22 protein-coding genes and 2 pseudogenes are annotated in these 21,417 nt (G+C 73.6%); 18 read left to right on the top strand and 6 right to left on the bottom strand.

The features are described from left to right. Positions 1–104: 104 nt before the first annotated feature. Positions 105–1,697: a glycosyltransferase 87 family protein gene (locus tag AB0H83_RS01390; RefSeq protein ID WP_360084942.1), complete on the top strand. Its 1,593-nt coding sequence runs from the start codon at positions 105–107 to the stop codon at positions 1,695–1,697. Here AB0H83_RS01390 and AB0H83_RS01385 read toward each other — a convergent pair. Then, entirely contained in the window at positions 1,681–2,124 is a 444-nt protein-coding gene (locus AB0H83_RS01385; RefSeq protein WP_360084939.1) for an SRPBCC domain-containing protein, read from the bottom strand. The genes AB0H83_RS01390 and AB0H83_RS01385 overlap by 17 nt on opposite strands. A gap of 103 nt (positions 2,125–2,227) precedes the next feature. On the opposite strand from AB0H83_RS01385, the gene AB0H83_RS01380 reads away from it, so the two are divergent. From AB0H83_RS01380 to sigB, 6 genes are all read left to right on the top strand, one after another. Next, positions 2,228–2,689, top strand: coding sequence for a heme-degrading domain-containing protein (locus tag AB0H83_RS01380; RefSeq protein ID WP_360084936.1), 462 nt, complete (start codon positions 2,228–2,230; stop codon positions 2,687–2,689). A gap of 43 nt (positions 2,690–2,732) precedes the next feature. Continuing rightward, complete coding sequence (locus AB0H83_RS01375) at positions 2,733–3,191, top strand: hypothetical protein (protein WP_360084933.1); 459 nt, start codon at positions 2,733–2,735, stop codon at positions 3,189–3,191. A gap of 72 nt (positions 3,192–3,263) precedes the next feature. Then, on the top strand, positions 3,264–3,605 hold the full coding sequence (locus tag AB0H83_RS01370) for a hypothetical protein (protein WP_360084930.1): 342 nt from the start codon (positions 3,264–3,266) through the stop codon (positions 3,603–3,605). Between the two features lie 17 nt (positions 3,606–3,622). After that, entirely contained in the window at positions 3,623–5,089 is a 1,467-nt protein-coding gene (locus AB0H83_RS01365; protein WP_360084927.1) for a methyltransferase, read from the top strand. Next, complete coding sequence (dtd, locus tag AB0H83_RS01360) at positions 5,089–5,511, top strand: D-aminoacyl-tRNA deacylase (protein WP_360084924.1); 423 nt, start codon at positions 5,089–5,091, stop codon at positions 5,509–5,511. The genes AB0H83_RS01365 and dtd overlap by 1 nt, the downstream gene beginning before the upstream one ends. A 130-nt stretch (positions 5,512–5,641) precedes the next feature. After that, entirely contained in the window at positions 5,642–6,640 is a 999-nt protein-coding gene (gene sigB / locus AB0H83_RS01355) for an RNA polymerase sigma factor SigB (protein ID WP_360084921.1), read from the top strand. 99 nt (positions 6,641–6,739) lie between these two features. Here the strand turns inward: sigB and AB0H83_RS01350 are convergent, their stop codons facing one another. Next, on the bottom strand, positions 6,740–9,316 hold the full coding sequence (locus tag AB0H83_RS01350; protein WP_360084917.1) for a GNAT family N-acetyltransferase: 2,577 nt from the start codon (positions 9,314–9,316) through the stop codon (positions 6,740–6,742). A gap of 38 nt (positions 9,317–9,354) precedes the next feature. On the opposite strand from AB0H83_RS01350, the pseudogene AB0H83_RS01345 reads away from it, so the two are divergent. After that, a pseudogene (locus AB0H83_RS01345) lies at positions 9,355–9,504 on the top strand (DivIVA domain-containing protein); the annotation flags it as partial. A gap of 140 nt (positions 9,505–9,644) precedes the next feature. Here AB0H83_RS01345 and AB0H83_RS01340 read toward each other — a convergent pair. Continuing rightward, positions 9,645–10,805 (bottom strand): acetoin utilization protein AcuC, encoded by a 1,161-nt coding sequence (locus AB0H83_RS01340; RefSeq protein WP_360085563.1) that lies wholly within the window; start codon positions 10,803–10,805, stop codon positions 9,645–9,647. Between the two features lie 203 nt (positions 10,806–11,008). On the opposite strand from AB0H83_RS01340, the gene AB0H83_RS01335 reads away from it, so the two are divergent. The 4 genes and pseudogenes from AB0H83_RS01335 to AB0H83_RS01320 form a co-directional block, all read left to right on the top strand. Further along, positions 11,009–11,692, top strand: a complete 684-nt coding sequence (locus AB0H83_RS01335) for a metal-dependent transcriptional regulator (protein ID WP_360085560.1) — start codon at positions 11,009–11,011, stop codon at positions 11,690–11,692. Beyond that, the gene (locus AB0H83_RS01330) at positions 11,692–12,051 is read left to right on the top strand and encodes a helix-turn-helix domain-containing protein (protein ID WP_360084913.1); all 360 of its coding nucleotides are present in this window, start codon (positions 11,692–11,694) and stop codon (positions 12,049–12,051) included. Before AB0H83_RS01335 ends, AB0H83_RS01330 begins: the two co-directional genes overlap by 1 nt. A 51-nt stretch (positions 12,052–12,102) precedes the next feature. After that, complete coding sequence (locus tag AB0H83_RS01325) at positions 12,103–12,621, top strand: Uma2 family endonuclease (protein WP_360085557.1); 519 nt, start codon at positions 12,103–12,105, stop codon at positions 12,619–12,621. 51 nt (positions 12,622–12,672) lie between these two features. Next, positions 12,673–12,969: pseudogene (locus AB0H83_RS01320) on the top strand (NAD(P)H-binding protein); the annotation flags it as partial. 330 nt (positions 12,970–13,299) lie between these two features. On the opposite strand, the gene AB0H83_RS01315 reads toward AB0H83_RS01320, so the two are convergent. Continuing rightward, entirely contained in the window at positions 13,300–14,370 is a 1,071-nt protein-coding gene (locus tag AB0H83_RS01315; protein ID WP_360084910.1) for a lysylphosphatidylglycerol synthase transmembrane domain-containing protein, read from the bottom strand. 54 nt (positions 14,371–14,424) lie between these two features. On the opposite strand from AB0H83_RS01315, the gene lhgO reads away from it, so the two are divergent. Beyond that, on the top strand, positions 14,425–15,606 hold the full coding sequence (lhgO, locus tag AB0H83_RS01310; RefSeq protein WP_360084907.1) for an L-2-hydroxyglutarate oxidase: 1,182 nt from the start codon (positions 14,425–14,427) through the stop codon (positions 15,604–15,606). Positions 15,607–15,622: 16 nt separating this feature from the next. Beyond that, a complete protein-coding gene (locus AB0H83_RS01305) occupies positions 15,623–16,162 on the top strand; it encodes a hypothetical protein (RefSeq protein ID WP_360084904.1) in 540 nt (179 codons plus the stop codon). 63 nt (positions 16,163–16,225) lie between these two features. Here AB0H83_RS01305 and AB0H83_RS01300 read toward each other — a convergent pair whose 3' ends face one another. After that, positions 16,226–17,212 (bottom strand): LysR family transcriptional regulator, encoded by a 987-nt coding sequence (locus AB0H83_RS01300; RefSeq protein WP_360084901.1) that lies wholly within the window; start codon positions 17,210–17,212, stop codon positions 16,226–16,228. An 80-nt stretch (positions 17,213–17,292) separates the two neighbouring features. Here AB0H83_RS01300 and AB0H83_RS01295 point away from each other — a divergent pair, with 80 nt between their 5' ends. From AB0H83_RS01295 to AB0H83_RS01280, 4 genes are all read left to right on the top strand, one after another. Further along, positions 17,293–18,084 (top strand): NAD(P)-dependent oxidoreductase, encoded by a 792-nt coding sequence (locus AB0H83_RS01295; protein ID WP_360084898.1) that lies wholly within the window; start codon positions 17,293–17,295, stop codon positions 18,082–18,084. Beyond that, positions 18,072–18,470, top strand: a complete 399-nt coding sequence (locus tag AB0H83_RS01290) for a RidA family protein (RefSeq protein WP_360084895.1) — start codon at positions 18,072–18,074, stop codon at positions 18,468–18,470. The genes AB0H83_RS01295 and AB0H83_RS01290 overlap by 13 nt, the downstream gene beginning before the upstream one ends. Positions 18,471–18,538: 68 nt before the next feature. Beyond that, positions 18,539–18,820 carry a hypothetical protein gene (locus AB0H83_RS01285; protein WP_360084892.1) on the top strand — a complete coding sequence of 94 codons (282 nt, stop codon included), beginning with the start codon at positions 18,539–18,541 and terminating at the stop codon, positions 18,818–18,820. 12 nt (positions 18,821–18,832) lie between these two features. Next, positions 18,833–19,450, top strand: coding sequence for a hypothetical protein (locus AB0H83_RS01280; RefSeq protein ID WP_360084889.1), 618 nt, complete (start codon positions 18,833–18,835; stop codon positions 19,448–19,450). A 42-nt stretch (positions 19,451–19,492) separates the two neighbouring features. Here AB0H83_RS01280 and AB0H83_RS01275 read toward each other — a convergent pair whose 3' ends face one another. Then, complete coding sequence (locus tag AB0H83_RS01275) at positions 19,493–21,412, bottom strand: hypothetical protein (RefSeq protein ID WP_360084886.1); 1,920 nt, start codon at positions 21,410–21,412, stop codon at positions 19,493–19,495. Between the last annotated feature and the right edge of the window lie 5 nt (positions 21,413–21,417).

Raw genomic sequence — 21,417 nt, 5'->3', positions numbered from 1 at the left:
TGACGCCCGCCGGCTGTATCAGCCCGGGTGCAGGCCGTGCACGCTGCGCAAACGCCGGCCTGCGGCGGGGTGCGGGGCTTGATCGTGGACCATAGCCTGGGGCGATGTTCGAGCGAAGGGTGCTGGCGGCGTGGGCCGCGTTCGGGGGGATCGCCGCGGTGTCGGCGGCGCTGGTGCTGCGGCGGCCTGACGCGCAGCGCCTGTCCGACCTGCACATCTACTACGGGGCGGCGAAGTTCGACGGGCCGCTGTACGACTACGTCGCCGAGAACGGCGGGCCGTTCACGTATCCGCCCTTCGCGATGGTGCTGTTCCGGCCGCTGAGCCTGCTGCCCGAGGCGACCCTCGGCCTGCTGTGGCTGGCGATGACGTGCGTCGCGGTGATCGCGATCGCCCGCACCGTGACGAAGCGCCCCGGAAAAGCAGAAGGCGGGACAGGCGGCGGCTCGTGGATCCGTACCCCCGCCGGGGCGAAGGTGCTCGTGGCCGCCGTCGCCACAGCGCTGCTGGTGTCGGCGCCGGTGCAGAGCAACCTGCGGTTCGGGCAGGTGAGCATCTTCATCGTGCTGCTCGCGCTGGTCGACGCCGGGCAGGTGGTGCCGGCGCGGTACCGGGGCGTCCTGGTCGGGGTGGCCGCGGCGATCAAGCTGACGCCGCTGCTGTTCGTCGTGTACTTCGTGGTGGCCGGGCGTTACAAGGACGCGGCGCGGGCCGTGGCGGCGTTCGTGGGCTGTGCGGCGGTCGCCGCGGTGATCATGCCCGGCGCCAGCGTGCGGTACTGGGGCGGCACCATCTTCCAGACCTCGCGCATCGGCGACCTCGCCTCGCTGGGCAACCAGTCGGTGCACGGCATGCTGCTGCGCGTCGGGCTCTCCCCCGCGGCGCTGCCGGTCGTCTGGGCGGTGCTGATCGTGGCGATCTGCGGCGCCGCGCTGCTGCGCGCCCGGCAGCTGCACCTGCACGGCGAGCCGGTACGGGCAGCGGTGCTCGTCGGCTGCGCCACCGTGGCCGCCTCGCCGGTGTCGTGGACGCACCACCAGGTGTGGACGGTGCTCGCGGCGATGCTGCTGGTCGCCGCCGAGGGTGCGTGGCGGCGCGTCGCCGGCGTGGTGCTGCTGGTCGTGATGACGCTGTCGCTGGGGGTGGTGCTGCGCGGCGTCGCGGTCTACCCGGGCTGGCAGTTCCTGCTGGAGAACGCCCGGTCGGTCGGGCTCGTCGCGGTCTGCGTCGCCGGGTTCGGCGGGGTCGCCGCAGCGCGCCTGAGCACGACCCGCCTGAGCACGACCCGCCTGCGCACGACCCGCCGGATCGCGGTCGCCTCGGTCGTGGGGCTCGCCGTCCTCGCGCTCACCCCGCTGCCTGCCGGCGCGGACCCGACGTTCAAGGCCTACTCGGCCGACGACCTCACCAACCCGCGCTACTTCTATTTCACCGGTACGCCGGTGCCGGGCCACCCGGTCACGTTCCTGGTCCGTCGGGAGAAGACGAAGGTGCGGGTCAACGGGGTCGTCGGCGCCGAGGTGGCGCGGCTGCGGTACACCTCGGCGCCGGGCGGCGCGGCGCGCAGCATCCCGCTGCTGGAGGCCGAGGCCGGCGTGCGCACGTTCTCGTTCCGCAGCGCCAGCCTCGCCCACGGCCGCCTCGAGGCCCTCGACGCGGCCGGCCAGGTCACCGCGGCGTTCACGGACCTGGGGTGAAGCGCCCGTCCTCCAGGACCGACTCCAGCACCGTCTTGAGCCCGCTCAGGATGCGCGACCAGGCCTCGTCCCGCTCCGGGTCCGGGTCGCGGTCGACGTCGTCGCAGGTCAGTGCCACCCGGCACAGACCGGGCTCGGTGGCGGTGATCTCCCACGTGAGCCAGCAGTGCACCTCCTGCTCGACGCCGATGCCGGTGTACAGATTGTGTACCAGCAACCGCCCCTCCTCGACGTGCACGATGTCGCCGTGCAGGACGTCGGGGACGGGGCCGGCCGCGGCCCGGTAGACGATGGGCGCGCCCGGCGTCCACTGCGACTCGACCGCGAGGCCGAGGTAGAAGCGCCGGGTGAACGCGGGCTCGGTGATGGCCCGCCACACCCGGGCCGGGTCGGCGGCGATGTACAGGCTGCACGTCGAAGTCCTCATGCCCACATCGTGCGCGGGTGACTTGGGAGGCGCTTGCGCCCGACTTGGCGGCACCGCCGTAGGCTGATCGACGACGTACCCCGTCCGAGCGAGGAGCACCGCGGTGGAGGACCTGATCGCCGAGCTGGTGGCGCAGGAGGAGCGGCTGCGGTTCACCCGGTTCGACAACGACGACGCCTGGGAGCTGGGCTCGCTGCTGGTGCGGCTGGGCAAGGAGCGCGGCCTGCCGATCACGGTCGACATCCGCCGCCACGGCCACCAGCTGTTCCACGCCGCGCTGCCGGGCACCGCGCCCGACAACGACCGGTGGATCGAGCGCAAGATCCGGGTCGTGGAGCGGCTCAACGCGTCGTCCTACCTGGTCGGCCGGCGGATGGCGGCCAAGGGGCAGGCGATGGACGCGGCGTACGGGGTCGACCCGGCCGACTTCGCCACCCACGGCGGCGCGTTCCCGATCCGGATCGTGGACGTCGGCGTGGTCGGCGTGGTCACCGTCTCGGGCCTGCCGCAGGCCGACGACCACGCCCTCGTCGTCGAAGCCGTAGGGCTGTTCCTGCAGAGATAGAGGGTTGTCTCAGCGCCCGGCCGGCCTGAGGATTCCGCGTGTGATGAAGCGACTTCTCGGGTGCGTCGCCGCCACCGCGGCCCTCGCACTGTCCGGCGGCCTGTCCGGCTGCTCCGACGGCGCGCCGAAGGACAGCGGCGCCGCCGCGGCACCCACCACGCAAGAGTCCCTGCTGCCGCAGACCGGCCCGGCGCCGACGAAACCCGGCGCCAGCCCGCAGGCGGGGTGCCCGGTCGACGCGGCGAGCCTGGAGAAGGCGTTCGTGGCGAACATCGAGGTCTCCAACGCCGTCGACATCGGCAAGGGCCTCACCGACATCAGCTGCGCCGACAACTGGGCGACCGCGCGGACCCAGCCGGAGGCCAACGACCAGGCGACGGTGCTGTTCCAGTACGACACCACGAAGAAGCAGTGGCTCGCGATCGCCGGCGGCACCGACAACGTCTGCATGGGCCAGGTCCCGGCGGCGGTGCTGAAGCAGCTCAAGAATTGCGGAAGCTGACCAGGAAAAGTCGTTGAAGGAAGTTGATGAAGAAGGACTAACCAAAAGTCCGGCTTTATGGTCACATAGGTCATGGAGCGTGAAGTACTGCTCCGGCTCCTCGACGAGGTGCCGGGGGAAGCGTTCGTGGCCTGCAAAAACGCGATCAGGGCCGGTGCGGACTACGTCGTGTGGGACGACACCGTGCCGGCCGACGCGCTGGCGCGCAGCTACTCGCGGCGGACGCAGCACATGGCGAAGATCGGCACCCCGATGCTCGGCGGCGACGACGCGGTCGCCAGCCTGCGGGTCTCCGGGGACCAGCCGCTGCGCATCGGCGAGGCCAAGGTCGAGGACCCGCCGACGCACTTCCAGCTCTTCCTGACCGCCGACGCGAGCCGCGTCGTGGCCTGTTTAGGGATCGACCAACGTTGACGTAGCAGGATGTCAGGGTGGATGCACTGCTCGACGCCGACGGTCTCGCCCGGCTCCGTGAGGCGCTGACCTCCGCCCGGTACACCTCCCAGGGCATCAAGGAGCTGCTGGGTGAGCCCGCGACGGCCGCCCTGGCCCGCAACGACTTCCGCGCCGCGCTCAAGCGCACGCAGGAGCAGCCCGGCCGGCTCGCCACCCTGGTGCGCCTGTTCGTGTGCGGCCAGACCGAGCCGCTCGACGCCGTCGCCGACGCCCTGGCGCCGCTGCCCCTGGCCGCCGCGCTGCCGCTGCTGGAGGCCGACGGCGACGGCGTGCGGGCCGCGGTCGAGCTGGAGCCCTACGGCGACTGGTGGGTCGTGGCCGACCTGTCCGCCGGCATGCGCCCCGGCCGGCCGCTGCCCGGCGACCACGTGCTCGGCATCGGCGGCGCCTCGACCACGCTGGCCGCCGCCACGCTGCGGCACCCGGTCGGGACCGCGCTGGACCTCGGCACCGGCTGCGGCGTGCAGGCGCTGCACCTTTCCACGCACGCGGCGAAGGTGACCGCGACCGACCTGCTCCCCCGGGCGCTGCGCTTCGCCGCCACCACCGCCGCGCTCAACGGGCTGGACTGGGAGCTGCTGCCCGGCGACCTGACCGCGCCGGTGGCCGACCGCCGCTTCGACCTGGTGGTGAGCAACCCGCCGTTCGTGGCCGGGCCGGGCACGACCGACCACACCTACCGCGACTCCGGCCGCCCCGGCGACGCGGTCTGCGCCGAGCTCGTCGCCGCCGCCCCGCGGCTGCTCAACGACGGCGGGCACATGCAGTTCCTGGCCAACTGGCTGCACGTCGCCGGCGAGCAGTGGGAGGACCGGGTCGCGGACTGGCTGGCCGGCACCGGCCTCGACGCGTGGGTGATCCAGCGCGAGGTGTCCGACCCGGTCGCCTACGTCAACCTGTGGCTCTCCGACGCCGCCGAGGACCCGGCCCGGCAGCCGGCGATCGCCGCGGCGTGGCTGGACTGGTTCGACGCGCAGAAGGTCGACGCGGTCGGCTTCGGCCTGATCACCCTGCGCGCCGGCGGCCACGAGGACCCGACGGTGCGCATCGAGGACCTGCGGCAGACGGTCGACGGGCCGTTCGGGCCGCTGATCGGCGGCTGGTTCGCCCGGCAGGACTTCCTGCGCGACGGCGACCTGCTCGGCGCCCGCCTGACCGCCGCGCCCGGCCTGCGGCTGCGCCAGGAGGCGACGCAGGGCGAGGAGGGCTGGGAGGTCGAGCGGCAGCTGCTCACCCTGCCCGACGGCCTGCGGTGGATCGAGGAGGTCGACCAGGTGGCCATCACGCTCGTCGGCGCCTGCAACGGCACCGTGACGCTGCGCGACCAGGTCGACGTGCTGGCGGCGGCGCACGGTGTACCGGCGGAGCTCCTCGCCGACGTGGCGGTGCCGCTGGTCTCGCACCTGGTCGAGCGCGGCATCCTGCTGCCGGCGGCCTCCTAGTGCGCGCCCTGGTCCAGACGGTGAGCCGGGCGTCGGTCACCGTCGACGGCGCGGTGGTCGGCGCGATCGAGGGCGGCCTGCTGGTCCTGGTCGGGGTCACGCACACCGACACCCCCGCGCTGGCCGCGACGCTCGCCCGCAAGGTGCACGAGCTGCGTATCCTGCCGGAGGAGAAGTCCGCCGCCGAGCTGGGGGCGCCACTGCTGGTCGTCTCGCAGTTCACGCTGTACGGCGACGCGCGCAAGGGCCGCCGCCCGACCTGGATCGCCGCGGCCCGCCCCGAGGTCGCGGAGCCGCTCATCGAGGACTTCTGCCGGCATCTGCGAGACCGGGGCGCAGTGGTGGAAACCGGGCGTTTCCGCACCCACATGCTGGTCGAGAGCGTGAACGTCGGACCCCACACGGTGATGCTCGAAATCTGAGACTCACGGATTCGTGCCACGGCTCGGCCGCCTCACCGCCACTTCACGCCCGCTCAGCGAAGCTTCTTCCCGTAGGAATGATCGCGCCACTGGACAGGGCACTGGTGCAGGTACACGGGAGGCGAGCGAAGTGGCCCAGCCGCTGATTGACACCACGGAGTTCAACGCAGTCGACGTCGAGACCGACGAGCAGCACGAGCCCCAGATCGACAACACGGGCGTCTCAGCGGACCTCGTTCGTGCGTACCTCAACACCATCGGACGGACCAAGCTGCTCACCGCCGAGCAGGAGGTCGACCTCTCCAAGCGGATCGAGGCCGGGCTCTACGCCGAGGAGAAGCTCAGCACGGGCGACGTCCACCCCGCGTGGATGAACACCTACGAGGTCATCGTCCGCGAGGGCCGCGCCGCCAAGGCGCACCTGCTCGAGGCCAACCTGCGCCTGGTGGTCAGCATCGCCAAGCGCTACACGGGTCGCGGCATGGCGTTCCTGGACCTCATCCAGGAGGGCAACCTCGGCCTCATCCGCGCCGTCGAGAAGTTCGACTACACCAAGGGCTACAAGTTCTCCACCTACGCCACCTGGTGGATCCGCCAGGCCATCACCCGCGCCATGGCCGACCAGGCCCGCACCATCCGCATCCCGGTGCACATGGTCGAGCAGGTCAACCGCATGGTCCGGGTCCGCCGCGACCTAGCCGCCACGCTCGGCCGCGAGCCGGTCGTGGCCGAGGTCGCCGCCGCCCTCGGCATCGAGGAGTACCAGGTCATCGAGCTCATCTCGTACGACCGCGAGCCGGTCAGCCTGGACCAGGCCGTCGGCGAGGACGGCGAGAGCGCCCTGGGCGACTTCGTGGCCCGCATCGACCCCCGCGAGGAGCCCGCCGACAGCGTGTCGCAGGGCATGCTCAAGTCCGAGGTCGAGATCGTCCTGTCCACGCTGTCCCAGCGCGAGCAGGCCGTGATCCGGCTCCGCTTCGGCCTCGACGACGGCCGGCAGCGCACCCTGGACGAGGTCGGCCGCGAGTTCGGCCTGTCCCGCGAGCGCATCCGCCAGATCGAGAAGGTCACCCTGCTGAAGCTGCGCCACCCGTCGCGCGCCAAGCGCCTCGAGGCCTACGCCAGCTGAGCACGACCCGACCCAGAAGCGCCTTGATCGACAGGAACCTGCGGCTGTGGCGACAGCCGGACGTCCCTGTCGGTCAAGGCGTTCGCCGTTTGCGGCGCCTCAGTACAGGCGTCTGGGGCCGCTGTCCGGGCGGTGCACCGGGGCGGTGAACTCGGCGGTCGCGTGCAGCACCGCGAGACCCTGGGGGCGGGCCAGGATCGGGTTCAGTGACAGCGACGACAGCGTCGGGTGGTCGTCGACCAGTCGGCCGACGCGCAGCAGCAGGTCGGCCAGGGCGTCCAGGTCGACCGGGGCGGCGCCGCGGTACCCGGTGAGCAGCGGCGCCGCGCGCGGGGCGCGGACCAGGGCGGCCGCGTCGCGGTCGGTGAGCGGGGCGGGGCGCCAGGCGCGGTCGCCGAGCAGGTCGGCGGCCTCGCCGCCGAGGCCGAAGCCGACGACCGGGCCGAACGCGGGGTCGTCGACGACCTCGACGACGCAGGCGACGCCCGGGGCGACCATCGGCTGGACGAGAACCTCCACGCCGCGGCCGAAGAGCCGTTCCAGCTCCTGGTACGCCTCCTCGACGAGGTCGGGCGAGGTGAGGTTGAGCCGGACCGCGCCGAGGTCGATGCGGTGCCGCCACGGTTTCGTGGCGACCTTCAGCGCGACGGGCAGGCCGAGCCCGGTGGCGACCGCCGCCACGTCCCGGCCCGCGGCGCGGCGGGACGGCACGACGGGGACGCCGTAGGCGGCCAGCAGCTCGTCGATGTCAGCGGGAGCGGAGGACGGGGCCGGCACCTCCGGGTACGCGGGCACCGTGCCGGCCGGCTCGCGGCGCCAGGCGGCGTAGCGGGCGACCCGCCCGAGGGCACGCACCGCCTCCTCGACCGCCGGGTACGTCGGCAGCGCGGCCGGGTCGCCCTCCCGGTACGCCGGGGCGAACGCAAACGACGGGTCCGCGGGCAGGACGACCGCGAGCGGGCGGGCCGACTCGACGGTCGAGGTGCGCAGCAGGTCGGCGACGCCGAACTCGCCGGCGACCGACAGCGCGGGCGCGTAGGCGGCCACGACCGCGTCGACGCCGTCGTCGGCGAGGGCGGCCTGCACGGCCGCGACGAAGTCGGTGTCGCTCACCCCGGGGCCGAGGTCGCGGGGGTACCCGTCGGCGACCCGCAGCCCGGCGGCGGGCGCCTTGGCGACGGTGAGCACGCCGAGGGCGGCGGCGTTGGTGACGACGGCGATGCGGTCGCCGGTCGGCAGGGGCTGGCCGGCGATGAGCAGGCCGACGTCGAAGAGCTCGGCGACGGTGTCGACGCGGATCACGCCGGAGCTGGCGAAGAGGGCGGCGACCCCGCGGGCGTCGGGGCCGGTGGTGACGGCGTCGAGGGCGGGCGGGCGGACCGGGCTGGCAACGGCCGCGACCGGTTTGCGCCGGGCCAGCTCGCGGGCGATGCGGGCGAACTTGCGCGGGTTGCCGAAGGTCTCCAGGTACAGCAGCACCGCGTCGGTGTGCGGGTCCTCCCGCCAGTACTGCAGCGCGTCGTTGCCCGACACGTCGGCGCGGTTGCCGGCGGAGACGAACGTCGACAGGCCCAGCCCGCGCCGGTCGGCCTCGGCGAGCAGGGCGGTGCCGAGCGCGGCGGACTGGCTGAAGAAGCCGACCCGCCCGCGGCGGGGCAGCAGCGGCGCGAGGGTCGCGTTGAGCGAGACGCCGGGGTCGGTGTTGGCGATGCCGAGGCAGTTGGGCCCGACGAGCCGCATGCCGTGGCTGCGCACCGCGCGCAGCAGGGTCGCCTGCGCCTCGGCACCGGCCGGCCCGGACTCGGCGAACCCGGCCGAGACGACCACGAGACCGTGCACGCCGGCGGCCGCGCAGTCCTCCACGACGGACGGCACCGCTTCCGCCGGTACCGCCACCACCGCCAGATCGACGGGGTGCGTGGTGCCGGCCAGGGCGGCCACCGCGGGCAGTCCCCCGACGACCGGGGCGGTCGGGTGCACCGGGACGAGCGGCCCGGCGAAGGCGGCCGCCTTGAGGTGGGCGAGGATCGCGGCACCGATGCCGGTGCCGCCGGCGCGGGCGCCGTAGACGGCCACCCCCCGCGGGTTGAGCAGCCGGCCGATCGAGCGGGCCTCGGCACGCTGCTCGCGGGACCACTGCACCCGCATCGAGTCGGGGGTCGCCGCGATCGGGAACCACAGGTGCACGACGCCGTCGGAGAACTCGCGCTCGATGTGGAAGCCGGCGGCCATGAAGACCCGCAGCATCGCCTGGTTGACCGGCAGGACGTCGGCCTCGAACTCGGTGATGCCCTCCTGCGACGCGGCCGCGACGAGGTGCTCGATGAGCACGGAGCCGATGCCGCGACCCTGGTGCGCGTCCTCGACGACGAACGCGACCTCCGCCTGGTGCGAGCCGGCGCCGAGGCGCTCGTACCGGCCGACGGCGATCAGCTCGCCGGCGTGCTCGACCACGAACGCCTCCCGGTCGCGGTGGTCGACGTTGACGAACCGGTCCAGGTCGCGCTGCGGGATCCGCGGGTACGCGGAGAAGTACCGCAGGTAGCGGGTCCGCTCGGAGAAGCGCGAGTGCAGCGCGACGATCCGGTCGGCGTCGTCGGGCCGGATCGGTCGCAAGTGGACGGTCGTGCCGTCGGACAGCAGCACGTCCGCGGCCCGGTCCGGGTTTTCGGTCACGTCATCATCGTCCCACTGCGGTTTAGTACGGTGTCGGGATGATGCTCACCCCGGCCGACGTGCAAGCCGTCCGGTTCACGAAGGCGGCGTTCGGCAAGCGTGGCTACGACGAGGACGAGGTCGACGCGTTCCTCGACGTGGTCGCGCGGGCGCTGACCGCGTTGCACGACGAGCTGGCCGCGCTGCGGGGCTCGCCGTCGCCGGACGCGTCGTTCGGCACGTCGACGGCGGCGGAGTCGGCGATGCTGGCCGAGCTCGACCGGATCAAGCTGCGCCTGAGCCGGCTCGAGGCCGCCGTGCGGCACTAGCGCCTGCTTCATGACCGGCCTCAGTCGCGCGGGTCGTGCGGGTCCAGGCCGAAGAACGGGAACGTCGCGGTGCGGGTCGCCATGACGGCCCGGTCGACGGCGTCCGGCGTCTGCCCTGGCACCCACGGCGTCCACTGGCCGGTGCCGCCGTCGGTCATCGCCGCCGGCACCGGGTGGCCGGGCCGGCGCGCCGCCGCCAGCGACCGCCACGACTGCGGGGTCTGCGTCGCCGGGTCGAGCGCCTCGCCGGTGACGACGGCCAGCAGGTGGGTCCACGCCCGCGGGACGCACTCGACGAGCGCGTACCCGCCGCCGCCGCTGGCGACCCACTTGCCGCCGGCGACCTCCTCGGCGAGGTCGCGCAGCGCCAGGTACGCGGCGCGCTGCCCGTCGACGGTCAGCCGGAGGTTCGCCAGCGGGTCGTGCCGGTAGGTGTCGGCGCCGCACTGCGTGAACAGCAGCTGCGGCCGGAACGCGCGCAGCACCCCGGGCACCACGGCGTGGAACGCGCGCAGCCAGCCGGCGTCGTCGGTGCCGGGCGGGAGCGCGACGTTGACCGCCGAGCCCTCCGCGCCGGGCCCGCCGGTCTCCTCGGGGAAGCCGGTGCCCGGGAACAGCGACCGCGGCGACTCGTGCAGGCTCACGGTGAGCACCCGCGGGTCGTCGTAGAAGATCTCCTGCACGCCGTCGCCGTGGTGGACGTCGATGTCCACGTACGCGACCCGTTCGGCGCCGAGCTCCAGCACCCTGGCGATCGCGACGGCCGGGTCGTTGTAGACGCAGAACCCGGCGGCGCGGGCCGGCATCGCGTGGTGCAGCCCTCCGGCGATGCTGACGGCCCGGTCGGCCTCGCCGCGCCAGACCGCCTCGGCGGCGGCCCGGGTCGCCCCCGCGATCAGGGCGCTCGCGTCGTGCATGCCGGGGAACGTGGGATTGTCGGTCGTGCCGAGTCCCATGATCCCGATCCGCCGCCCGGTGGACGCGGCCTTGACCACGGCGATGTAGTCCGGGTCGTGCACGGTGGCGAGCATCTCGTCGCCGGCCTGCTCCGGGGCCCGCACCGCGACCCCGTCCCGGGCGAGGATGCCCAGGTCACGGGCGAGCGCCATGGTCAGCTCCACCCGCACCGGATCCAGTGGGTGCTCACCCATGTCGTACCGCAGCAATGCGTCATCCCACATGACCAGCGTGTTCACGTGACAGGGCCCTCCTTCGCAGTGTGCGCAGGGACCCTGCGCGCGCCGGTAGGATTGCAGGACGCGGTGACCCCCGCTTCCCACACCAGCTCGGCGATGACGGCACCGTCCAAGATCGCTTGGTTGGCTGTCACGTTCCAATCTTGACGTACGCGACGAGTACTATCGCGTACCGGGAGGGCAAGGCAGTGAACGACCTGGTCGACACCACCGAGATGTACCTGAAGACGATCCTTGAGCTCGAAGAGGAAGGCGTCGTCCCCAAGCGCGCCCGGATCGCCGAGCGACTCCACCAGAGCGGGCCGACCGTCAGCCAGACCGTCGCCCGGATGGAGCGTGACGGCCTGCTGATCGTCGAGGGCGACCGCCACCTGGCACTGACCGACGAGGGCCGCGTGCACGCGGTCGCGGTCATGCGCAAGCACCGCCTCGCGGAGCTGCTGCTGGTCAACGTGATCGGCCTGCCGTATGAAGAGGCGCACGAAGAGGCGTGCCGCTGGGAGCACGTCATGAGCGACGCCGTCGAGCAGCGGGTCTACGAGCTGCTGGGCCGCCCGACCCGCTCGCCGTACGGCAACCCGATCCCGGGGCTGGAAGGCCTCGAGGGCAGCGCCGACAAGACCCACGACGCCTCCGACCCCGAGCGCAACCTCGCCTTCCCCGGGCTCGCCGGGGCGGTCGTGGTGAGCCGGATCTGCGAGAGCGTCCAGACCGACGCCGACGTGCTGCGCCAGCTGCACACCGCCGGCATCGACCCGGGCGCGACCGTCACCGTGGCGCAGGAGCGCGACGGCGTCAGCATCGACCGGGCCGGCGAGCGCATCCGGCTGCCGCGGGAGGTCGCGTCGCGGGTGTTCGTCGCGGCGCACTGATGCTGCCCGGGTGCACCGTCCAGGAGCTGGTCGACCGGGTCGCCGGCAAGTGGAGCGTGTGCATCCTGGTGGCGGCGGCCGACGGCCCGATCCGCTTCACCGAGCTGGAGCGGGCCATCAGCGGCATCAGCCGCCGCATGCTGACCCTCACGCTGCGCAACCTGGAGCGTGACGGGATGCTCGTGCGGACCGTCTACCCGACCGTCCCGCCACGGGTCGAGTACAGCCTCACCCCGATGGCCCGGGAGCTGCACGCCGCCCTGCTCACGATCATCACGTGGGCGGAGCGGCACCGCACGGACGTCGCCCTGGCCCGCGAGCGCTACGACACCCGCACCACCCCCAGCCCTGACCCCTGAATGACATGACGTCGACATATGGCCACATGCAGACTCCGCCGCGTGACCTTCATGTCGGAGCTACCACCGCGGCCATTGACATTAGGGGACGTGACGGCGCTCGCCGAGGCCGACGAGCTGCACCGGTTCGAGCTCAGCGAGGGAAACCTCGTGGTCATGCCGCCGCACGCCTGGCGACATCAGCGCGTTGCCGCGCGACTCGGCGGGTTGCCGCTGACGCACGGCTTCCGCGATCGGGTGGCCCTCTCCGTCGGCGTCAAGACCGCGGACGACGACCTCAACGGCCGCACTTCCGACATTGTCGTGTCGAAGGGGGTCGCGCCACCCGAAACGGTCTGGCTCGCCGCGGCCGACGTCCTGCTCGCGGTCGAGATCGTGTCGCCGGGGTCGGAGCGGACCGACCGGTGGCTCAAGCCGCGCGAATACGCCGACGCGGGGATCGCCCACTTCTGGCGGGTGGAGCCCGACGGGACCGTGCTGCGGTTCCGGCTCACCGACGGGGTCTACGCCGAGGTCGGCAAGGATCCCCTCGACGCGCTGCTCGACGGTGATGTGCCGGAGCTCGGCTGAGACGCCGGACACACCGCGTCACGTTCCGGGGGCTGCGCCGTCTCATTCCACATGAAGCGAACAGTGCTCGTCACCGGCGCGACCGGGACGCTCGGGCGGGACCTCGTCGCCGTCCTCAGGGACCGTGGCCACGAGGTGCGCGGGTTGAGCCGGTCGAAGCCGGGCCACACGCACGGCGACCTGCTGACCGGGGAAGGGCTCGCCGCGGCCGTCGACGGGGTGGACGTCGTCGTGCACGCGGCCACCGACGGCCGCAGGGACGTCGCCGCCACCGCGAAGCTGATCGAGGCCCTCGAAGCCGGCGGCCGGCCGCAGCTGGTGTTCGTGTCGATCGTCGGGGTCGACCGGATCCCGCTCGGCTACTACAAGGACAAGGTCACGATCGAGCGGATGGTGGCCACGTACGGCGGGACCTCCCTGCGCGCGAGCCAGTTCCACGAGCTGGTGCTGACGCTGGCGAAGGCGCTGACGAAGCTGCCGCTCGTCGGCTTCTACCCGGCGTTCGACCTGCGGCCGGTCGAGGTGCACGACGTGGCGGTGCGGCTCGCGGAGATCATGGAGGGTGACCTGCCGGCGAAACCCGGCGACTTCTCCGGGCCGCAGCGGCGCAGCGCCCGTGACCTGTGGCAAGTCTACCTGCGGCAGGCCGGCAAGCGGCGGCTGCTGGTGCCGGTCAGGCTACCCGGCCGGATCTTCCGCGCGCTGCGCGCCGGCGCGGGGACCGGCCCCGGCGGCGGCGTCGGGACGTGGGAGGAGTTCCTCCTGCGGCGCCGGGGAGTGGCGGATCCGCCGCATGCCGACCGCCGCCGCGATGCCCGCGGCGGCCACGTCGGCGATGGTGAAGAGCAGGCGCGACACGAGCGTCAACGCCCACGCCGTCGGCCACGGCACCCCGAGGCCGGCCAGGCCGAGGGCCACCAGGAACTCGCGGGCGCCCAGGCCCGACGGGGCGATGATCACGAACGTGCTGATGCTCATCGCGAGCGCCATCGCGAAGATGCTGCCGGCGAGGCCGTCCAGCCCAGGCAGGTGCGCGCGGACCAGGAACCACAGGTGCAGGCCCGCCGCGAGATACCCGGCGACGCACCAGACGAGGCACTCCAGCAGGTGCCGCCAGGTGATCGGCCGGTCCAGCGGCGGCCGGCGCAGCACCCGCATGGCCCGGCTGACCAGCCAGGTCAGCAGCGGCGGGTAGGCGCAGGCGACGGCGAGCGGCAGCAGGATGATCGACGCCCACACCGCGATCGAGCCGAACACCTCGTGCCCGGAGGCCCGCACGCCGTCGAAGGCGGTGCCGAAGCCGGGCGAGGTCAGGACCAGCCCGGTCGTGACGCCGAGGCCGCTCACCAGGACCGAGCTGATGAACACCTTGGACCGCGACACGCCGGCCCGGCGGCCGAGCTCCATCTGCACCACATACGCCCACACCGAACCCGGCAGGTACTTGCCGAGCGAGCCGACCAGCATGATCGGGGCGGCGTCGCGGACCCGCAGCTTGTGATCGACGCTGCCGACCATCGCCCGCCACGCCATCATCGTCGTCCACAGCGACAGCACGGCGCCGAACAGCGCGGCGATCAGCGACGGCCACGACAGGTCACGGAACGTCTCCTTGACCGCGGACCACTGGTTGATCGTGGTGGCGACGATGAAGTAGACGATGCCGAGCACGGCGAGGACCCGGACGACGGTGATGAGGCGGGCCCGCCAGGGCTTGGCTGGTGCCACTTCGACGACAGGCTGACCCACAGACGGGAACGCTAGCACGGCTACGATGCGACGGTCCGAGCCCGAGGAGGCAGCGTGCGGTACGTCGTCATCGGTGGTGGCATCGTCGGCCTGGCCACGGCGCACCGGCTCACCCTGGAGCACCCCGGCGCCGAGGTCACCGTCGTGGAGAAGGAGCTGACCTGGGGCGCCCACCAGACGGGCCACAACTCGGGCGTCATCCACGCCGGCGTCTACTACAAGCCCGGCAGCCTCAAGGCGACGCTGTGCAAGGCCGGCAGCGCCTCGATGGTGGCGTTCTGTCGGGAGCACGACATCCCGCACAAGGTGACCGGCAAGCTGATCGTGGCCACCGACCCCGCCGAGCTGCCTCGCCTGCGCGGCCTGTACGACCGCGCGCTCGCCAACGGCCTGCCCGCCCGGCTGGTCGACGCCGCCGAGGCCCGCGAGTACGAGCCGGAGGTCGCCTGCGTCCAGGGCATCCATGTCGCCTCGACGGGCATCGCCGACTTCGGCGCCGTCTGCGTGACCCTCGCGGCACTGCTGGAGAAGGCCGGCGCGACCCTGCGCCTCGGCGCCCGCGTGACCGGCATCTCCACCCTGCACGGCGAGACGGTCGTGCACACCACCGTCGGTGACGTGTTCGGCGACGTCCTGGTCAACTGCGCCGGCCTGCACGCCGACCGGGTCGCGAAGATGGCCGGCATCCGGCCGCCGGCCCGGATCATCCCGTTCCGCGGCGAGTACTACGAGCTGCGGCCGGAGCGGCGTCACCTGGTCAACGGCCTGATCTACCCCGTGCCGGACCCGCAGTTCCCGTTCCTCGGCGTGCACCTGACCCGCATGGTCGACGGCAGCGTCCACGCCGGGCCCAACGCGGTCCTCGCCACCGCCCGCGAGGGCTACTCCTGGTCGCGCATCCGCCCGCGCGACATCGCCGACACGGTCAGCTACCCCGGCATGTGGCAGCTGGCCCGCAGGCACCTGCGCTACGGCCTCACCGAGGTCCGCCGCTCCCTGTCGAAGCAGCGCTTCGCCGCGAGCCTCGCCCGCCTGGTCCCCGCGGTGACCGCCGCCGACCTGGTTCCGGCCTCGGCAGGGGTACGGGCACAGGCCATCACCCCGTCCGGCGCCCTCGTCGACGACTTCCTCATCGTCGCCGAGGGCCGGCAGGTCCACGTCCTGAACGCCCCTTCGCCGGCCGCCACCAGTTCCCTGGAGATCGCCAGGTACATCGTCGACCGCCTACCCCGCTGAGCGGTAGGGTGCGCGCGTGCGAACGGTTGCCGGAGTGCTCGCGGTGCTGGTCCTGCTCTCCGGCTGCGACGATGCCGGCGCGCATCCGGGGCCCGCGGCGTCCACCGCCCCGGCCGCCCCGGCCGCCGCGGCCGGCGGCGCCTGCCAGCTGCTGGACTTCCCGGTCGTCAACGCCAAGCTCGGCCTCGACCTGGCCGTCGCCGCCGCGGCGACCCAGGACAACACCTTCACCTGCGTCCTGCAGCCCAGCGGCGGCGCCACCCCGGACCTGATCCTGTCGGTGACCGCCACCACCATCGGCGCCGACATCTACGCCTCCGCCGTCCAGCCGAAGGGCGCCGCCCCGGTCGAGGGTCTGGGCGCCGCCGCGTACCAGCTGACGACCCCGGCCACGGACACCGCCGGCCCGGGCGCGGAAGTGGGCTGGCTCGCCGGCAACAAGCGCATCATCCAGCTGTCGGTCCACCTGACCCACGGCACCGCGGACACCGCCGGCACCGACCTGCTGCCGAAGCTGGTCAGCCTGGCGAAGCTGATCGACCTGAGCAGCCTGTAGCGGCCATCCGGTTTGTTGACCTTGGAGACTCTGACACGTCCTGGCGGGCCAAGGCCTCCAAGGTCAGACTGACCCGGGGAACAGCGACCGGGCCTCGGCGCGCAGGATCGTCAGGAACGCGGCGACCGTGGCCGGCACCGTCCGACCCGCGGGTGTCGCGGCCAGCACGCTGCGCGGGGGCACCTCGTCCGGGTGCAGCGGCAGGAGCGCGACGTCCGCCGGTGCCGCCCGTGCCGCCAGCGCCGGCACCAGGGTCACCCCGAGGCCCGCGGCCACGAAGCCGAGCTTCGCGGTCCACTCACCGGCCACGAACGCGATCCGCGGCCGGAACCCGAGCCGCACGCTCGGCGCCAGCAGCGTCTCCTCCGGCACCGCCGAGCCCGCGATCCACGCCTCGTCCTCCAGCGCCGCCAGGCGCACCACCGACTCCTCCAGCGCCGCCAGGCGCACCACCGACTCCTCCAGCGCCGCCAGGCGCACCACCGACTCCTCCAGCGCCGCCAGGCGCACCACCGACGGGGACCCGGCGAGCGGGTGGGTCCGCGGTACGGCCAGCAGCACCGGCTCCGACAGGACGTGGTGGACGGCGAAGCGGGGATCGGCGCAGGCTGTCACCAGGACCACGTCGGCGTCGCCGGCGAGCAGGGCCGACAGCAGCGTGCCGGTGACGCCCTCGATGAGGGACAGCCGGACGTCGGGGTGGCCGGCACGGAAGCGGGCCAGCGCCCGCGGCACCAGCGTGGCGTCGGCGGTGGCGAACGCGCCGACGCGCAACCGGCCGGACGTGCCGGCGTGCACGGCGGTGACCTCGCGCCGGGCGAGGGCGAGCCGGTCGAGGATCGCGGTGGCGTGGGTGAGCAGGCAGGCACCCTCGGCGGTGAGCGCGACGCCGCGCGGCAGGCGGTCGAACAGCCGGGCGCCGACCTCCAGTTCCAGCGCCGCGATCTGGCGGGACACCGCCGACTGGGTGTAGCGCAGCGCGGTCGCGGCGGCGGTGATCGAGCCGTGCCGGGCGACCTCCCGGAACACCTCCAGCATCTCGGTCTGCACCGGCAGACATTCTCACACCGCATGGCAGGCATGCCAGACATTCGCTGGTGGCATGCGAGCGTGCCGCATACGGTCGCCGCATGCAGAAGATCGCTGTGCTCGGGCTCGGGCACATGGGGGCGCCGATCGCCGCGCGACTGGCCGCGCACGGGTTCGCGGTCACGGGGTGGAGCCGCACCCGGCGGACCGTCGAGGGGGTGGCCGTCGCGCCGGACCCGGCGGCCGCGGTCCGCGATGCCGACGTCATCATCACGGTGCTCACCGACGGCGCGGTGGTGCGTGACGTCGTGACCGCCGCTGCGGTGCCGGGGCCGGCGGCGCTGGTCGACATGTCGACGATCGGCCCGGACGCCGTGCGCGACCTCGCCGCGGTCCTGCCCGCCGGCGTGGACCTGGTCGACGCCCCGGTCGCGGGCAGCACCGGCGCCGCCGCCGGTGGCACGTTGCGCATTTTCGCCGGCGGTACCGCGGCCGCCGTCGACCGGGTCGAGCCGGTGCTCGCCACGCTCGGGACGGTGCACCGGTGCGGCCCGTCCGGCAGCGGTGCGGCGATGAAGGTGGTGCTCAACACCGCCCTCGTGACCGCGCTCGCCGCCCTGACCGAGGTGCTGCAGGTGGCCGACGCCGTCGGGGTGCCCCGCGCCGGGGCGCTGGAGGCGTTGCGCGGCGGCCCGCTGGGCAGCGCGGTCGAGCGGGTGACGGGCGCGCGGGCCGCGCACTTCCCCGTACGGCTGGCGCAGAAGGACCTGGCGCTCAGCCTCGGCGACCGGGACCTGCCCGTGGCGCTCGCCGCCGCACGGCACCTCGCCGCCGCCGACCCCGAGGCGGACCTGACCACCATCGTGACGGAAGGACTCGCATGCTCGTCATAGACAATCCCGCGACGGTCGCGGCGCCGGTCGGCGCGTACTCGCACGTGGCCCGCGTCGACGTCGGCACGGGGACGCTGCTGTTCCTGTCGGGGCAGATCGCCCTGGACGACGACGGCACGCTGGTCGGCCCCGGCGACATGGTCGCGCAGGCCACCCGCGTGTTCGAGCTGATCGGCGCGGTCCTCGCCGCGCACGGCGCGACGTTCGCCGACGTGGTGAACATCCGTACGTTCCTGACCGACATGGCGCAGCTGCCGCAGTACGGCCAGGTCCGCCGGCAGGTGTTCCCGGGCCCGCCGCCGACCAGCACGACCGTCGAGGTGACGCGGCTGTTCCGCGACGGGGCGCTGCTCGAGGTCGAGGTGGTGGCCGCCGTCGCCGGCTGAACCGTCCTGACCTGATCCTTACGTTGTCCCGCGGGCCGCGCTTACCCGCGGGACACATCATGTCTGGCATGAGACGAACGATCGCCATCGCGCTCGCGGCCGCGCTGCTGTTCGCCGGCGGCTGCGGGCGGCAGGACCGCAAGGACCGGCGCGACCAGCGCCCGGCCGCGGTCTCGACCCAGCCGGCGGCTCAGGACGCCCCGGCGACGGCAGCGGACACCACCGGCACCGGCGACGTCGACCAGCTGCTCGACCAGGTCGACCAGCTGCTCGACCAGGTCGACCAGCTGCTCGACCAGGTCGACCAGCAGCTGTCCGGGGACGCCCAGCCCGCCGGCGACGAAGACTGAGAGGGATCCATCGTGAAGCGCACCCTGATCGCCCTGACCCTCACCCTGAGTGTCGCGCTCGTCGCCGGTACGGCCGGTGCCGCGGCCGCCGAACCCTCGGCGCGACCTTCCGTACGCGCCGCGACCCTGGACGCGGTGAAGGACGCCGTCGCCGCCCGGATCGACCAGCGGCTGGCCGCGCTGCAGAAGTTCGAGACCGGCCTGGCCGCGGCCAAGCAGGTCCAGGCCGCGCACCGCGACACGCTCACGAAGCTCATCGCCGGCCAGCGCGCCGGCCTCACCGCCCTCAAGACCAAGGTCCAGGGCGAGACGACCGCCGCCGCCGTGAAGGACGACGCCGTGGCGATGGTCACCGGGTACCGTGTCTTCGTCCTCACCGGCCCGAAGGTCCGCCTCACCGCGGCCGTCGACACCGAGCTCGCCGTCATCGCCAAGCTGCGCACCATGCCCGGCGCCGACACCGGCAAGCTCGACGCCATCGAGGCCACCCTCAAGGGCAAGGTCGACGCGCTCCTGGCCATCCAGCCGGGCCCGGACGCCGACGCGATCAAGTCCCAGCTGCAGCCGGTCCGCGCCGCCGCGAAGACCGCCCACACCGACCTGAAGGCGCTGCGCAAGGCCACGAAGTAGCCCTCCGACCGGTCCGGCCGGCCGCCACGAGCGGCCGGCCGGTCAGGGCGTGACGATCTCGATCGAGGCGGCCGGGTGGCGGGCGCGGAGGGCCTCGGCGCGCACGCGGGCGTCGCCGGACAGGGCGAGCAGGCGCACCGGGCCGGGCATCCGGGTGACCACGGCGTCGAGGCGGGCCGGGGAGTTGATGGGGCCGACGTGGTACGTGGCGCCGGCCATCATGCCGGAGGTCCGCTGCAGCGTGGAGATGAACAGGGTCAGCCGGTAGGACTCGTACCCGGGGTCGTCGCCGATGACCACGACCGGGCGGCCCGGGCCGAGGGCGAGGGCGGCCCCGGCGTAGGCGCGCTGGTCCGGCCCGGCGCCGGCCAGCCAGCCGGCGGGCGCGTCGAGGTGGTCCTGCCGTTCGCCGGCCCGTGCGCCGCCGATGAGGGCGACGACCGCCATCAGTACCAGTGCCGCCTTGAACTGCGCATGGGGCAGCGGGCGGCGCGGCAGGTGCAGGGCCACGGCCCCGGTGCCGGCCAGCAGCAGCGCCAGGACCAGGAACAGCGCCTTGTTGGCGTAGTAGCCGCTGCCGGAGCCGAACAGCCGCTGCACGACCAGCATGCCGGCGGCGAAGCCGGCCACGGGGACGAAGACCAGGGCGTACGAGCGCCAGATCCGGCTGCGCCGGCCGCGCCCGGTGAGCATGCCCGAGGCGACCAGACACAGCAGCACGGCGAGCCCTTCGCGGCCGACCCGCAGGGATCCGACGCTGAGCAGCGCGCCGGCCTGACCGGCGACGAGGACCCCGACGGCGAGCGGCACGGCGCTGGTGACGGCGATCGCGAGGGCGAGGGCGGGGACGCGCCGGGCGCGGTGCCGGCGGCGTTCCCGCATCAGCCACAGGATCGCGGCGAGCCCGACCGGCGGCAGGTACAGGTAGTACGTGAACCCGACGGCCGCGAGCAGGGCCGCGACGAGCAGCAGCTGCTGGCGGGGGCGGGGCACCGGCCGGACGAGGACGCTCAGCAGCATGACCGCCTCGGCGAGGCCGAGCACCTGGCTCGGGTACCCGAGCCGGACGAGGTCGAGCAGCTCGCCGAACGCGCACAGGGCGGCGATCCCGCCCGCGACCACGACCGTGCGGGCGGGGGTGAGCCCGCCGGCGCCGATCCACTGCGCGGCCCAGACAAGGGTCGCGGCGAGCAGCAGGTACCCGCCGGCGACGAAGGCCAGGTAGTGGTCGAACATGCCGGCGCCGGAGCCGTGCGCGACGGCCGAGGACCGGACGAACCCGTCGAGCAGCCCGGCGGTCACGTGCTCGCCCTGCGGGTAGGTGACCATCCCCTCGAAGACGAGGCTCCTGCCCTGCGCCGGCTGCTGGAAGAGGTACCCGCCGGCGTGCCGGATCGCGTCGAACAGGGCCGCGTGCCGGGCCAGGTCCTCGCCCTCCATGACGAGCGCGAGCCGCCCGGTCCGGCCGTCGCGCAGCAGCGGCCAGGCGACGACCGCCCCGACCGCGGCGACGGCGGCCGCGGCGATCACGTCGACGGCGCCGGGCCTCGGCAGCGACGGCCGGCGCCCGGTCCTGGCGGCGGCGAGGATCAGGACGGTCGCGGCGGTCCCGCCGGCGGTCACCGGGTGCAGGCCCCACGGCCACACAGCGAACACCAGCGCGCCGAGGCAGGTGAGGCCGAGCAGCAGCCCGGTCGCGAGCATCACCCGGTCGAGGACGGTCCGCCCGCCCCGCAGCAAGGCGGCGGTGGCGACCAGCAGCAGCGGCGGGACCAGGACGGCCACTCCGGCGAGGTACAGCAGCGCGATGACCAGCCATGCGGCCGCCACCAGCGCGGCTGTGACGAGTTGCTTGGGTACGGCTTCCGCGGGCGCGGTCAGCGGTGTGGCGTCCGTGCTGAGGGGTACGGATACTGGCACGACCCACTTAACGACGAAGTCGGGCATCTGGTCGTTTGTCATGATGT

It is taken from the genome of Dactylosporangium sp. NPDC050688 (genome assembly GCF_040654515.1).
Lineage (GTDB): Bacteria > Actinomycetota > Actinomycetes > Mycobacteriales > Micromonosporaceae > Dactylosporangium.
This window is presented reverse-complemented; position numbering and strand designations above follow the sequence as displayed.

Bases quoted from the DNA above. Each gene is read 5' to 3' on its own strand.
- AB0H83_RS01390 (WP_360084942.1), top strand. From the start codon at position 105: ATGTTCGAGCGAAGGGTGCTGGCGGCGTGGGCCGCGTTCGGGGGGATC.
- AB0H83_RS01385 (WP_360084939.1), bottom strand. From the start codon at position 2,124: ATGAGGACTTCGACGTGCAGCCTGTACATCGCCGCCGACCCGGCCCGG.
- AB0H83_RS01375 (WP_360084933.1), top strand. From the start codon at position 2,733: ATGAAGCGACTTCTCGGGTGCGTCGCCGCCACCGCGGCCCTCGCACTG.
- AB0H83_RS01370 (WP_360084930.1), top strand. From the start codon at position 3,264: ATGGAGCGTGAAGTACTGCTCCGGCTCCTCGACGAGGTGCCGGGGGAA.
- AB0H83_RS01340 (WP_360085563.1), bottom strand. From the start codon at position 10,805: ATGTGGGATGACGCATTGCTGCGGTACGACATGGGTGAGCACCCACTG.
- AB0H83_RS01330 (WP_360084913.1), top strand. From the start codon at position 11,692: ATGCTGCCCGGGTGCACCGTCCAGGAGCTGGTCGACCGGGTCGCCGGC.
- AB0H83_RS01325 (WP_360085557.1), top strand. From the start codon at position 12,103: ATGTCGGAGCTACCACCGCGGCCATTGACATTAGGGGACGTGACGGCG.
- AB0H83_RS01295 (WP_360084898.1), top strand. From the start codon at position 17,293: ATGCAGAAGATCGCTGTGCTCGGGCTCGGGCACATGGGGGCGCCGATC.
- AB0H83_RS01290 (WP_360084895.1), top strand. From the start codon at position 18,072: ATGCTCGTCATAGACAATCCCGCGACGGTCGCGGCGCCGGTCGGCGCG.
- AB0H83_RS01285 (WP_360084892.1), top strand. From the start codon at position 18,539: ATGAGACGAACGATCGCCATCGCGCTCGCGGCCGCGCTGCTGTTCGCC.
- AB0H83_RS01275 (WP_360084886.1), bottom strand. From the start codon at position 21,412: ATGACAAACGACCAGATGCCCGACTTCGTCGTTAAGTGGGTCGTGCCA.